Source organism: Acinetobacter sp. Res13-Abat-PEC15-P4-01, from assembly GCF_015676285.1.
Lineage (GTDB): Bacteria > Pseudomonadota > Gammaproteobacteria > Pseudomonadales > Moraxellaceae > Acinetobacter > Acinetobacter nematophilus.
Window position 1 is genome coordinate 14,916 of the sequence record NZ_JADAIN010000017.1, and the last position, 12,073, is coordinate 26,988.

15 protein-coding genes are annotated in these 12,073 nt (G+C 37.8%); 4 read left to right on the forward strand and 11 right to left on the reverse strand.

Features of this window, described 5'->3' with window-relative positions:
* Positions 1-108: 108 nt before the first annotated feature.
* Together IMO47_RS06005 and IMO47_RS06010 are read right to left on the reverse strand one after the other, a co-directional pair.
* Positions 109-540: a hypothetical protein gene (locus IMO47_RS06005; RefSeq protein WP_196077613.1), complete on the reverse strand. Its 432-nt coding sequence runs from the start codon at positions 538-540 to the stop codon at positions 109-111.
* Between the two features lie 756 nt (positions 541-1,296).
* Positions 1,297-1,881: a YceI family protein gene (locus IMO47_RS06010; RefSeq protein ID WP_196077614.1), complete on the reverse strand. Its 585-nt coding sequence runs from the start codon at positions 1,879-1,881 to the stop codon at positions 1,297-1,299.
* A gap of 309 nt (positions 1,882-2,190) precedes the next feature.
* Here IMO47_RS06010 and IMO47_RS06015 point away from each other — a divergent pair, with 309 nt between their 5' ends.
* Positions 2,191-2,622, forward strand: coding sequence for an OsmC family protein (locus IMO47_RS06015; protein WP_196077619.1), 432 nt, complete (start codon positions 2,191-2,193; stop codon positions 2,620-2,622).
* A gap of 113 nt (positions 2,623-2,735) precedes the next feature.
* Here the strand turns inward: IMO47_RS06015 and IMO47_RS06020 are convergent, their stop codons facing one another.
* Together IMO47_RS06020 and tkt are read right to left on the reverse strand one after the other, a co-directional pair.
* Positions 2,736-2,951 carry a hypothetical protein gene (locus IMO47_RS06020; protein WP_004824308.1) on the reverse strand — a complete coding sequence of 72 codons (216 nt, stop codon included), beginning with the start codon at positions 2,949-2,951 and terminating at the stop codon, positions 2,736-2,738.
* 184 nt (positions 2,952-3,135) lie between these two features.
* On the reverse strand, positions 3,136-5,124 hold the full coding sequence (tkt, locus tag IMO47_RS06025) for a transketolase (protein WP_196077615.1): 1,989 nt from the start codon (positions 5,122-5,124) through the stop codon (positions 3,136-3,138).
* A gap of 522 nt (positions 5,125-5,646) precedes the next feature.
* Here tkt and metK point away from each other — a divergent pair.
* Positions 5,647-6,813: a methionine adenosyltransferase gene (gene metK, locus IMO47_RS06030; RefSeq protein WP_196077616.1), complete on the forward strand. Its 1,167-nt coding sequence runs from the start codon at positions 5,647-5,649 to the stop codon at positions 6,811-6,813.
* 190 nt (positions 6,814-7,003) lie between these two features.
* Here the strand turns inward: metK and IMO47_RS06035 are convergent, their stop codons facing one another.
* Positions 7,004-7,255: a hypothetical protein gene (locus IMO47_RS06035; RefSeq protein WP_196077617.1), complete on the reverse strand. Its 252-nt coding sequence runs from the start codon at positions 7,253-7,255 to the stop codon at positions 7,004-7,006.
* Positions 7,256-7,561: 306 nt separating this feature from the next.
* Between IMO47_RS06035 and IMO47_RS06040 the strand changes: the two genes are divergently transcribed.
* Positions 7,562-7,750, forward strand: coding sequence for a hypothetical protein (locus IMO47_RS06040; RefSeq protein WP_196075614.1), 189 nt, complete (start codon positions 7,562-7,564; stop codon positions 7,748-7,750).
* Here the strand turns inward: IMO47_RS06040 and IMO47_RS06045 are convergent.
* The 3 genes from IMO47_RS06045 to IMO47_RS06055 form a co-directional block, all read right to left on the reverse strand.
* Complete coding sequence (locus tag IMO47_RS06045; RefSeq protein WP_196075615.1) at positions 7,744-8,376, reverse strand: LysE family transporter; 633 nt, start codon at positions 8,374-8,376, stop codon at positions 7,744-7,746. The genes IMO47_RS06040 and IMO47_RS06045 overlap by 7 nt on opposite strands.
* Positions 8,377-8,579: 203 nt before the next feature.
* Positions 8,580-9,140, reverse strand: a complete 561-nt coding sequence (locus IMO47_RS06050) for an FxsA family protein (RefSeq protein ID WP_196075616.1) — start codon at positions 9,138-9,140, stop codon at positions 8,580-8,582.
* A 140-nt stretch (positions 9,141-9,280) separates the two neighbouring features.
* Positions 9,281-9,613: a hypothetical protein gene (locus IMO47_RS06055; RefSeq protein ID WP_196075617.1), complete on the reverse strand. Its 333-nt coding sequence runs from the start codon at positions 9,611-9,613 to the stop codon at positions 9,281-9,283.
* A 109-nt stretch (positions 9,614-9,722) separates the two neighbouring features.
* Between IMO47_RS06055 and ruvC the strand changes: the two genes are divergently transcribed.
* Positions 9,723-10,268 (forward strand): crossover junction endodeoxyribonuclease RuvC, encoded by a 546-nt coding sequence (gene ruvC / locus IMO47_RS06060; RefSeq protein WP_004824318.1) that lies wholly within the window; start codon positions 9,723-9,725, stop codon positions 10,266-10,268.
* A 263-nt stretch (positions 10,269-10,531) separates the two neighbouring features.
* Here the strand turns inward: ruvC and IMO47_RS06065 are convergent, their stop codons facing one another.
* Genes IMO47_RS06065 through IMO47_RS06075 form a run of 3 tightly spaced genes read right to left on the reverse strand, consistent with a single transcriptional unit; the run spans position 10,532 to position 12,070 of the window.
* Positions 10,532-10,876 carry a hypothetical protein gene (locus IMO47_RS06065; RefSeq protein WP_196075618.1) on the reverse strand — a complete coding sequence of 115 codons (345 nt, stop codon included), beginning with the start codon at positions 10,874-10,876 and terminating at the stop codon, positions 10,532-10,534.
* Between the two features lies 1 nt (position 10,877).
* Positions 10,878-11,759, reverse strand: coding sequence for a hypothetical protein (locus IMO47_RS06070; protein WP_227552179.1), 882 nt, complete (start codon positions 11,757-11,759; stop codon positions 10,878-10,880).
* A 38-nt stretch (positions 11,760-11,797) separates the two neighbouring features.
* Entirely contained in the window at positions 11,798-12,070 is a 273-nt protein-coding gene (locus IMO47_RS06075) for an acylphosphatase (protein WP_196075648.1), read from the reverse strand.
* Positions 12,071-12,073 lie beyond the last annotated feature (3 nt).

The window sequence follows — 12,073 nt, forward strand, 5'->3', positions numbered from 1 at the left end:
TTCTTTCAATTCCCTCTCAAATCGAAAAGCAAATTCCTGATCAAAACAATCTCTAAGGATTCGCGATGAGGATCAAGGTTAGATTCAAACTTCCCGCTCACCTATGATTTATAATTGATTCCATTGTGTTATCACACCATATAAGTGTGCCATCCCCATCACAAAACAAATGCCTGATGAAATGAGCCAAAACTTCATGGAATTTTCAGGAAAATAGGGTTTTAATAAGGGAAATGCCAAAGCACGCGTAATCAATACCATTGAAATTGCAATCAATATCCATTTGGTGAATGGAAGTAGCCCCAACATCCCTGCACCAGAAAGTGCAAAAGCCGACCATGAAAAAAGAATAAAAGCGATCAAAATGGTCACTAAAATAGGTTGAATTTTACCTGCTTCAAATTCACGTGCTAAACGCTCACCCGCTCCTAAAAACCGAAAAGCTGATCCACCAATAGCAATACAAGCCAAGTGCTCGATTGCAGCTGCAGCATCAAATAATGCAGCGATCATTAAAATATCATTTGCCTGACTGAACATTGACGATCTTCCTTATCATTTTTAATTGATTTCAAAAAATGATGAATAAAAACAAAGCTAAAAAACCAACACTAAACTTTCTATTTAAAAATAGATATTGCCGTAACAATCTAATACAAAATCAATAAATTCATCCAGATTTTGAAAATTATGCATAAGAGATTTATTTTGCAGTAAATTTTTACTACACCAGAAAAACACTACATTTAAAATTTTGTTTTCCAGCCGATGTTATATAAAGTTATATTGAAAAAAAACCAACTTGCTAAAGTTGGTATGCGCAATATCTTATTTTAATGATCAGATATTATAAATATGCAATTCCATTGCGCCATATCATATTAACTCAATTCCTGTATGAAGAATAATTATAAAAACTCAGCTAAAAATGAAAATAATTCATTTGGTTATTTAACCATGCCTGATTATTGATTTAATGGACAAATAATATTTGCGTAAAGCGTTTCTGAAATACATGCTTTTGAGCAACTGTTTTTCATGGCTCATTCGCACAGCTCTTTAAAAAGAATAGAATCATCAAGGTTTTATTGAAACGGTTTGAAATCTTATGCTGGTAATTGACCTTGCAAAACATGGTATAAATCGTTGCGTCGCAATATTCAAAAGCGCATGAAACAGTTGTGATTTTTGAGTCAGGTATTTTGATATTGAATTTTTGAAAATCATCAGATTATTTATTCGATGTAGCTAAAATGGCTTACATCGAACTCTGTCAATGTAAGCCGGTATTGATCATTATTTGCTTGCTGGAATTGAAGCTTCAGTAGTGATGTTTACGGTAATTTTATCACCTACATTTGGCACATATGCGCCTACACCAAATGCTGAACGATTAAACGAAGTTGTCGCATTAAAACCAATAGACTGTGCTTTGGTCATTGGATGCTCACCTTGCTTATTTAAAACTGCGTCTAATACCACAGGTTTGGTCACATCTTTCACTGTAAGATTACCTGTGATTTTGTATTTATTTTTACCTAAAGCTTGAACTTTGGTACTTTTAAAAGTGATGTTTGGATATTTTTCAGCATCAAAAAAATCAGGGGTTTTTAAATGTTCATCCAATGCTTTTACATTGGTATTTAAACTTGATAATGGAATAGTTACGTTGACAGATGAATCGGCAGGTTTTGCATTGTCTACCGAAATTGTTCCCTGAATGTCACTAAAATTTGCTGAAGGAGTTGAAAAACCAAAGTGATTCCAAGTAAAAACTGTCGCTGTATGCGTTGGATCAATTTTGTAATCAACTGGTTTTGCAACACTTAAAGTTGCAACTGAAGCTACCGCCAAACCTAATGTTAATGCTTTAAAGTTCATATTGTTAATCTCGCTATCGAATGACTATTATTCTATACGCTTCCTTTACAAATTCACTGTTATTGATAATACGATATGTTGCATATATGCAACGATTCAAATGATTCTCTCGAGAGACATAAACTTGAACCTTATATTCACAACTAAAGGTTTGTTTTATAGAGGTTTAATAAGAAAATGACACTTCAAACGATCAAAAATCCACATTTGGATCAAGTCGCTACAATCGATAAAGAAATAAATTGCACTGGATCATGACGTGAAAATTTTATATTTATAGTTCATGACTTTTATATGATGAACAATTTTATGGCGAACATTGCTCAAGCTCACAGCACACAAACTCCCTATCGTGTCACCTTAACCAACCCTCAAGGGCATATCTGGCATGCCGATGAGCCGAACGATAAAGGAGGACAGGATACTGCACCAAATCCCATTCAAATTCTCTTATCTGCTTTGGGCGCATGTACAGTCATCACATTGGAAATGTATGCCAAGCATAAAGGATTGAAAATTGAACATGTCCAACTTGATTTAGCATTAAATCCAGAAAATGAACCTGCAGCCTGTCAAAACAATATTAGAAGAACAATTCAACTCAAAGGCGATTTCACTGAAGAACAACATAAACGTTTACTTAAAGTTGCTGAAAGCTGCCCCGTACATAAACTATTAACCTCGAATATCCAGATTGAGACTGTGCTCGACCTTGATCAACATCCTCTAAAAGAGGACTAAACAAGTTGTCTTATTAAGTCACCTCAAAGTTAAAACTTTTGTCACTGATCTTTATTTAGATGGATTTATTTTCATCCATATCAAACAAAAGCCCCTTTCGGGGCTTTTTAATTTTAGAGCTTTTCAACCAAAACACGATCAACCTGTTTTAAGCCAGAATGCTTTTCATGGTTCTTGCGTCGAATCTTGATGATTTTGTCTTCTTGAAAGTCCTGTAACAGCAACTCAACTGCAACCATAGACTCAAGTGGCAGATCCTGTCCAATCCATTTTTGCTCACCTGCATCCATCAAGGTGATTTCATCACTAATCTGCTCATAAAGGCTCATATTTTCCTCACTTATGGTATATGTATCACCATATTTCATGATTACTGAATGAATGGCACAACTATATACCTTTTGCTAAAAACTGCTACTAAAATTTGGTGAATTTTTCCACAACATCGATGCAACATCTGCAAAATAAAAACGCCCACTTGGGGGCGTTCTTATCGCTTTAAAAAGCAGAATATTAAGCAGTTAACTCATTTACAGCTGCAACCACAGCTTCAGTCGTGATACCGAAGAACTGGAACAAGTCTTTTGCTGGAGCAGACTCACCATAAGTTGTCATACCAATAACTTTGCCATCTAAACCAACAAACTTCCACCAGTAATCAACATGAGCTGCTTCAACGGCAACACGTGCACGGATGTTTGAAGGCAGTACGGCTTCACGGTACGCAGCATCTTGTTTAACAAACTCTTCTGCACATGGCATAGATACAACTCGTACGCCTTCAAGCTGTGCATGAGCTTCCATTGCCAATGAAACTTCCGAACCGGTCGCAATGATGATTGCTTTTAATTCACCTTTTTCTTCAGCCAATACATAACCACCTTTTGCAACATTCTCAATTTGTGCCTGAGTACGTGTTTGGAACGGGAGGTTTTGACGGGAGAAGATCAATGCTGTTGGACCTTCTTTACGTGTCAATGCAGATTTCCAAGAAATCGATGCTTCAACCGTATCACATGGACGCCACGTATTTAAATTTGGAGTACCACGTAGAGAAGCAATCTGTTCTACAGGTTGATGTGTAGGACCATCTTCACCCAGACCGATTGAGTCATGCGTATAAACATGAATCACACGTTGTTTCATCAATGCAGACATACGAACAGCATTGCGTGCATATTCCATAAACATCAGGAAAGTTGCAACATAAGGAATAAAACCGCCGTGTAAAGCAACCCCATTGGCAATTGCAGTCATACCGAACTCACGTACGCCATAATGTACATAGTTACCTGCCGGATCTGACTCTACACCTTTGGCCCCCTTCCACAAGGTTAAGTTTGATCCTGCCAAATCAGCAGAACCACCTAAAATTTCAGGAAGTAAAGGTGCAAATGCTTGAATTGCGTTTTGACTCGCTTTACGTGTTGCAATTGTCTCACCTTTCGCATTCACTTCAGCAATATATGCATCTGCTTGAGCCAAGAAATCTGCGGGTAAATCACCTTCTACGCGGCGTTTAAATTCAGCTGCTTCCGTTGGATATTTTGCAGCATAGGCAGCAAAAGTTTCATTCCAAGTCGCTTCTGATGCTGATCCTTTCGCTTTAGCATCCCAAGCCGTATAAATATCAGAAGGAATAACGAATGCTTCTTCTTTCCAACCTAATGCTTCACGGGTGAGTGTGATTTCATCATTGCCTAATGGTGCACCGTGACAGTCTTCTTTACCCTGCTTGTTCGGTGAACCTAAACCAATAATGGTTTTACAGATAATCAAGGTTGGTTTTGCAGTCTCCGCACGTGCTTCAACCGTTGCAGCACGAATCGCATCAGCATCATGACCGTCTACACGCAGAACTTGCCAACCATAAGCCTTGAAACGTTCTTCAGTATCGTCAGAGAACCAACCCTCTACTTCACCATCAATAGAAATACCGTTGTCATCATAGTAAGCAATCAGTTTTCCTAGACCTAAAGTTCCTGCGAGTGAACATGCTTCATGAGAGATGCCTTCCATTAAACAACCATCACCCAAGAAACAGTAAGTAAAATGGTCTACAACTTTGATGTCTTCTTTGTTGAATTGAGCAGCTAAAGTTTTTTCAGCAAGTGCGAAACCAACCGCATTGGCAATCCCCTGACCTAAAGGACCAGTTGTCGTCTCAATACCTGGCGCATAACCCAATTCTGGATGACCTGGCGTTTTAGAATGTAATTGACGGAACTGTTTAATGTCTTCAATGGAAAGATCATAGCCCGTTAAATGCAACAGTGCGTACTGCAACATGGAACCATGACCATTTGACAATACAAAGCGGTCACGGTTTGCCCATTGTGGGTTTGTCGGATTATGATTCAGAAATTCACGCCATACGACATCAGCGATATCAGCCATCCCCATTGGTGCACCTGGATGTCCAGAATTTGCTTTTTGCACAGCATCCATAGCCAATACACGAATTGCGTTAGCTATACGACGTTCATTCAACGGGGTTGTCATAGATCAGATCCAATAGATAAAAATTTAGGAAGAAGAATAAAAATTCAAAAACTGTGCTGTATTGTCTTAAAAAAAACGATCAGGGTAAAGACTTAAGTCTATATTTATCCCTTTTGGTTGCAAATTAATTAAAAAATGATCGCAATACTGCATTGTCTGTTTAAAAATGATAAATATCGGTTGGCTATTTGGATCAAAACTTGAATACACTCATCATGATTATGCGATACATTTTTAAACATGAGTTTTCATCACCATCGCAATAAGCACATAGTGGCAATAAAGAGAAATTAATTTCAACCTGAATACATTTAAATCATTCAATCAAAAGCAAGTTAAGCGGTTTTAAAAAGCGCCGACGTTACAAAATCCGCCACCTTTATCAGTTTTCCTAATGAATATATCAATTAAAAACACATTAAAATGAATTTTATTCATGATTTTTAATCAGGTAATGCTAGTCCTCAGGCTGAAGTCGATGTAACATATTGCGTCTTTATAAATTACTGTGATAGGACTTTCATGCGCGAGTATGCTGTTTTTACTTCGGAATCTGTGAGCGAAGGCCATCCAGATAAAATGGCTGACCAAATCAGTGACGCTATCTTGGATGCAATCTTAAAAGAAGACCCATATGCACGGGTTGCCTGCGAAACATTAGTAAAAACTGGTGCGGTCGTTCTTGCGGGTGAAATCACCACAACAGCAAACGTCGATTTTGAATCGATTGTTCGCCACACGGTGAATGGTATTGGCTATCACCATACAGATCTTGGTTTTGATGGCTCAACCTGTGCCGTGATCAACATGATTGGCAAACAATCACCAGAAATTGCACAAGGTGTTGATCGTCAAAAACCTGAAGATCAGGGTGCAGGCGACCAAGGCTTAATGTTCGGTTATGCAAGCCGTGAAACAGATGTGTTGATGCCTGCGCCAATTTCATATGCACACCGTTTAATGGAAAAGCAAGCTGAATTGCGTCGTAACGGTACATTGCCATGGTTACGCCCAGATGCCAAAAGCCAAGTTACGTTTGCTTATGAAAATGGCAAGCCCGTTCGCTTAGATGCAGTGGTACTCTCGACTCAACATGATCCTGAAATTTCACAAGCGAACCTCAAAGAAGCAGTGATTGAAGAAATCGTGAAAAAGATCATCCCTGCTGAAATGTTCCATGCTGAAACGAAATTTCATATTAATCCAACAGGTTTATTCGTGATTGGTGGACCTGTGGGTGACTGTGGTTTAACAGGTCGTAAAATTATTGTAGATACCTACGGCGGCATGGCTCGTCATGGTGGCGGTGCTTTCTCTGGTAAAGACCCTTCAAAAGTTGACCGTTCTGCAGCCTATGCAGGTCGTTATGTTGCCAAAAACATCGTTGCCGCGGGTCTTGCAGATAAATGTGAAATTCAAGTGTCTTATGCGATTGGTGTGGCTGAACCAACTTCAATTTCAATCAATACCTTCAATACTGGTAAAGTTTCTGACGAATTGATCATTCAATTGGTTCGTGAGCACTTCGATTTACGTCCTTATGGCATTACTCGTATGCTTGATTTGATTCAGCCAATGTATAAGCAGACTGCTGCTTATGGACACTTTGGTCGTGAAGGTTCCGACACTGCATTTACATGGGAAAAAACAGATAAAGTTGAAGCACTTAAAGCATCAGCAAATCTATAATTGCTCAAAAATCCAAAGCAAAAAAGCTCGCAGATGCGAGCTTTTTGTTTGTTAAAGATTATGGAAATAGATACCTCAAAAAAATCCCTCCTCTCTAGCAGCTTCAATTTAAACTAAATCCAAAAACTCCTGTCGTCTTTTTTTCTTTTATTTGCATGTTCTTCATCTTATTCTCGAAAATAAAACCCGCTTAGTCTGGACTGGGCTTAGAATCCTGTTGTAAAACACTCAATATCGAAACTTGTTCAGGTGCTTCAGTATTATGATTTTGAATATATAAATGCCCGACTTTAAAGGTGACTGCCACAACCAAGCAAGCCACTAGACAAAAGGTCCATAACCCATATGGGCTTTTAATATGTTGAGAGCCACATTTCGGGCAAACTTTTTGGGTCGAAGTCACTGCTTCATTACAGCAAGCGCAATGATATTGTAGAATCATCTTTGGATCTCCTTTTTATGGCACTATTATTGTTTTTATTTATTACACTACCATTATATCCATATAAGTAATGTAAAAATTTAACTACATTTTTAAGTTTACATGATTCACCGTATTTGACAAGCAAATTTTGTTTCTATTTATTTTTGATAAAATTCATAAACTTATATAAATATTAGCGAAAACCAGAAATCAGCCTCAATTCAAACTTATTCTTCACTCAATACCCAGAGATCAATATTCTGTATCCTGTGTATTCAAGGTATAATTCAAGCATAGGCAAATATTAGATTTTGGGAGATTATTTTGGTCCAACTGATCAAAAAAGGTGGCTTGCGTGAACGCGCCAACCGTAGCCGTAGATATTCTGAATCCGAAAACCAGATCAAAACTTTAGATCCGCGTCGCTATCAGACACAAGAACAGCTTGGTAATATCCCGGCACAACATGTGAACGATGAAAAAACAACGCCTAGAAACAATGAAAATCAATAAAACATTTTAAGCACATCTACCCAGAGGAAAACTGCAAATAATAAGAAAAAACTTCCAGAGAGAATATCAATATAGCTTCCGGAACGTTGATAGATCGCTTTTATTTTGGGAATCGACATTATCAACATCAATAGACTAAACACTAAAAATGTCTGAATCGGAATGATTACTGCCAATTGCGGTTTTAAGTTTAATCCCGCACTTGAACTTAATGCCAATGAGAAAACACTACTGAAATAAATCACGATTTTAGGATTGGCCAAGTTTGTAAAAAGTCCCAAAAGAAAATAGTTTTTCGGTGCATGCGCTATCACACCATCAAGATTGGTCCTTTGTTTAAGTGTGGCAATACCCCCTTTCAACATGGCATACCCCATTCGAGCCAGAAAGAATCCACCAATCAACATCAACACTTGCTGAATCCAGGGCCACTGCTCCAATAAAACCGTAAAGCCCAATAGCGTTAAGATCACCCAAACCAAGACACCGGCTGATATGCCTAAAATAATTTTAAGGGTATTTGCACGTGAAGTAGAGGCTGAACTTTTAGCAACCAGCAATACATCTGGTCCTGGACTGAGCTGTGCAACAAAATGCAGTGCACAAATGGTCAATAACATTGACATAATTTAATCTTATTGCTTAGGGCGAGCCAATTATACCGTTTGATCAACCATTTAAGAAATAATTTGTCCTCATGAAATCTGTGTTTTCCAATAGATGAACAAAAGAGACTTGTCTGATTGCACTGTAAAACCACAAATTTCAGCGATAAAAAAAGCTGAATCTTTAGACTCAGCGTTCAAATTCAATCACATTAAAAATGACTTTATTTTTTATTTACATCTTTAAGTTCAATTTGCTTACGATCTGGTTCAATCTCATGTGCCTCTCCATCAATAATTGTGGAATCACGATATTGACCACCTGATTGTTGGTTTTGCATATCCTGCATTTGACGCATTAAATCTGCAAAGGGATTTTGCCCTTGCGCATCGCCCATGTTGCCCATCATGTTATTCATCATGGCTTGTTGTTTTTTTGCCATATATTTCATTCCTGCATTTTTAATTGCATTCTGAACAGGCGGTAGAATCACCAACAATGCTAAAACATCTGTGATCAAACCTGGGATCATCAACAAAATGCCTGCAAATGCAGTTGCCATTTTTTTGGCAATCGCAGGGTCATTTCCCATCATTCCTGTCATTTGCATTTGCTGTAACTGCGGCATAATCGTCGCAGTGCTGGAACGTAATAAATTTAAACCGATCACAAAAGCGATGATAAACCAGAAGAACACGTACCAACCACTAATGAATTGAGCTACGCCAATCCACACAGCAATTTCAAGAATGATACCAATTAAAATAATAGGAAAAAGTTTCATCGAAACAAAGCATCTCAAAGATAAATTAAATTTCAGCTTGGAAAATCATACATCAAATGCCATGAATTTCATCACTTTTATATTTATAAGGGCTTTCCCGAATTTTTAAAGGGTAATTTTGTGTTTAATCTCGAATTTCTTTATTTTTGCCATTCACCGGACGATGTTTTATAAAATAGATAGATTGCCAATAGTGTTCCAATTGGAAATAAAAACAGTAAAATCACTGCAATAAATCGCGAAATATGCCGCCCTCTTTCTGAACCTTTTTCAGCTTCTATCGAGGCAATAAAATGTAAATACATCATCCAGCCGAAAACCAAGATCAGGATCAGAAAAGTCATCAATGCATCTAGGTCAAATTTCTGCAATATTCCAAAACCGAGCAAGATGAATCCCACCAGATAGATCAGTGTCATTAAACGATGAACCCAATACACATGCTGATTTTTGATTTGCACAAAATTCTTCAAGCAAGCTCTCCTATTTGTTGTTTGATCACACAGCCAATAACTTAAAATTTTACTTTCAATCCCTGGATAGCATCATATAATCTAAATAAGATTTACGATAAACAGTATTATGCCTTTAATTATTGGAATTGATCCCGGCTCACGTTTAACAGGTTATGGGATTATTGAGAAAGATGGTCAAAAACTTTCTTTTATTGATGCAGGTACAATTCGTACTGAAACAACAGAGATGCCTGAACGTTTAAAACGAATTTTTGCAGGAATCGATCGAATCGTTCAATTTCATGGTCCTACAGAAGCAGCCGTCGAACAAGTTTTTATGGCACAAAATCCAGATTCAGCATTGAAACTGGGACAGGCGCGTGGCGCAGCTATCGCTGCTTTGGTCAACCTAGATTTGCAAGTTGCTGAATATACTGCCCGCCAAATCAAACAATCTGTTGTGGGTTATGGTGCAGCAGATAAAGAACAGGTACAAATGATGGTCATGAAGCTTCTGAATCTTTCTGTTAAACCACAACAAGATGCTGCCGATGCGCTTGCTGCGGCGATCTGCCATGCCCATGCCTCAGGCAGCATGAGTAAATTAGCAGTGCTCAATGCTTTAGGTGGTATGGCGCGAGGACGTAGCCGCAATAGCAGTCGTAGACGCTGATACCTTTGTACAGCATTTCAATTCAATGTGCAGATGAAAGCCCGTCTGCATATAGTTTATTAACATACAACACTGGGTATTCAAACATCTATCAGCAATTCTATTGTTTTATAGATTCAGAGAATTCAAAAATCAGATTGCTGCTTATCAAAAATCTTGCGCTCGCTGCAACCCGATCAGCAAAAAGCATCCATATGGCTTGTAAAGTGTGTATAACGGGATAAGCAATAGGCTGTAGCCAATAGCATCATGTCCAACCAGCACTATTGATTTAAATAGGGCAATGCATCCTTGCGCACCTCACGGATACTGGGTTGCTTAGCATAGGTTGCAATTAGCATTTTTCCAGAGTTTCTCAGGTTTTTCTTCTGTTCAGGGTCAATTCGAATCAAGACCAACTCTTCTGGAATGCGTGGATTTGCACTCTCCCGAGAAATAATAAAATTTTGATTACGCTCCAGTATTTTGTAATTTGGAAATTCTTTCTGTAATTTCTCTTTAAAGCTCAGATGTTTGTCTTGTTTTTTGCTACTATCTAGCTGTGTGTAAATAATCAATACGATACAGGCTGCAAAAACAATCCCAACGATTAAATACTTCTCTAACATTTTATTTCACTCGAATATATTTTTGCTGTTGCTCATTATAATGATAAACATGGGTTTCATTTACAGGAATAATCTTAGCACGATCTCCTACATAAATTCGTTGGGTACCTGTATAAGTAATTTCAATATCATATAAACCATCATGTATGCTTGTTAGAAAATGATAATTCCCTTGACGATTGAAAATTTGCTCACTGCCTGAGACTTCATTGTCATTGCCAATTTCTGCGACAATCAACTTTTTAATATGCGGTTTTTCATCAAAAGGAACGATATATAATGTCGTGCTAGAGTAACCTTGACGGCTTAACACTTGTTCTTCTACAAACGCTTTGATTTGTGGTCCTACTTTGCGAATATTTTTTATAATTTCCAAGGTTGGATAAGGCAAATAGTTAAAATCAGCATTCATCCAGCTGTTTTCATCCTCACTTTGGCTGAGCAGTTCAAATTGTGCAGAAGCATTTTTCTTAAAGATGTAGATTCGTGTAAAAGTCGCGCATGCTCCACAAAAATTGAGCATATGGTTATTTTTATCCACTGAAACTTCAGTGGTTGTGAACAGATAACGTAATTCATTTTGCGCATTTCGATAGGTATGGGCAGGGCTAAAGACAAGCACTGCATCATCGCTATTTAAAGCATTGGTATATTCTGCATGTTTAATGCCGATATACGGAATATTTTGCTGATCCAATTGATCAATCTTGATGGTTTGAAGCTGCTTAGGATAAAAAGTACGGATGAACGTTTTAAAGTCTAAATCTTTTAGAACAATTTTAACATGATGATCCCCAGCGCCCCTTCCATTTGGCTGCGCGAAAATACCAGTGTGAATACTACAAATGAGAAAACAACTGAATAAAAGTTTGCTGATTGTCATTTTAAATCATCTATATATATCCATGTTAAATGGACGAGTTAGCGAATCATTTTAAACCCAGTAAAGTCTAAATCAAGGTTAACTGCATACTGTTCAATACGGGTGACTTCAGCTCTTAAAGGTCCGACGTAACAATGGCGAATTAAACTGAGAATCGCATGTTCATCTCCCGCGACAACTGCCTCAACCTCACCTGACTCTAGATTTTTTACATAACCTTTAAGCTCCAACTTGAGTGCTTCTTTCTCAAACCAACGTCGATAGCCAACGCCTTGCACTTTACCATGTATCAAAAGTTTAACCGCATCCACCAT